Raw genomic sequence first — 1082 nt, forward strand, 5'->3', positions numbered from 1 at the left:
CTTAGTGGTCTGATTCGTTAATTTGTCGGGGGTCATGCCGCTTGCAGGGTTCGATCGTGGTGGTCGAGTCGTTCGAGGTGCCGGTGCAGGTCGGTGATCGTGTAGCGCCACTTGAACGGCACGGCGGTGGCGTTGTACCGTTCCTCGAAGGTGAGCAGGCGCCGTTCGACAGCATCGAGGTCTTCGAAATCGTTGGGTGAGAGCACTTTGCGTTGGATTATAGAAAAGTAGATCTCGACCTGATTGAGCCACGACGCGTGCACCGGGGTGTGCACCATCACCGCGTTCGGATACCTCGCGGACAGCCGATCGATCGCGGCCCGGCCCCGGTGCGAGGATCCGTTGTCGACGATCCAGAACACGCGTTGCGCCGACGCATAGGGCTCGCAGGTCATGACCTGATCGACCAGGGCGGTGAACGGCACTATGCCGGTGGACTGTTCGCATCGACCGAACACCCGGGCGTGGTGGACGTCGTAGGCCGCGAGATACGCCAACGCCCCACCGCGGCGGTAGTCGTGATTGACTCGCATCGGACGGCCTTTGCCGGCCGGCTGGGTGTCATGGCAACGGCGACGGGCCTGGATGGAGGGTTTTTCGTCCGCGGAGATCACGTACTCGTCCGCGCCCAGCTCGATGCCGTCGTACCTGCGGGCATACAGATCGAGGACGACAGCGGCTTTGGTCTCGAACTGTGGATCCCGGATGAAGATCCACGACTGGTACTGCCAGGGTTTGAGGGTGTCCTGCGTGAGCCAGCGGCGCACCGTCGACACCGAGGCGCTGATACCGTCGGTCAGCAACTGGCGGGCCAGTTCCGGGGCGCTCCACCGCGACAGGGGCAGCTGGTGCTCGGCCGGCAACTCGCACGCCCACGCCTTGACCCGGGCCACCTCTGCAGGGGTGTACACCGGTGGGCGCCCCGAACGGGGCGCGTCGGCCAATCCCTTGATGCCCTTGGCGCAGAACCGGGCCCGCCACTTGCGGGCGGTATCGACACAGATGCCGAGTTCGTCGGCGATGGCCGCGTTCGAGGCGCCGTCGGCGGCCAGCAACACGATCACCGCGCGCAGCACCACCTT

The 1082-nt window shown here is 65.1% G+C and carries 1 protein-coding gene; it reads right to left on the reverse strand.

The window, feature by feature from the left end; translation table 11 throughout:
* Window positions 1-32: 32 nt before the first annotated feature.
* The coding region (locus tag QM806_RS40860; RefSeq protein ID WP_283295038.1) for an IS630 family transposase at window positions 33-1082 on the reverse strand (1050 nt) is incomplete at its 5' end.

It is taken from the genome of Rhodococcus sp. IEGM 1351 (genome assembly GCF_030056875.1).
GTDB classification, from domain to species: Bacteria; Actinomycetota; Actinomycetes; order Mycobacteriales; family Mycobacteriaceae; genus Rhodococcus_F; species Rhodococcus_F opacus.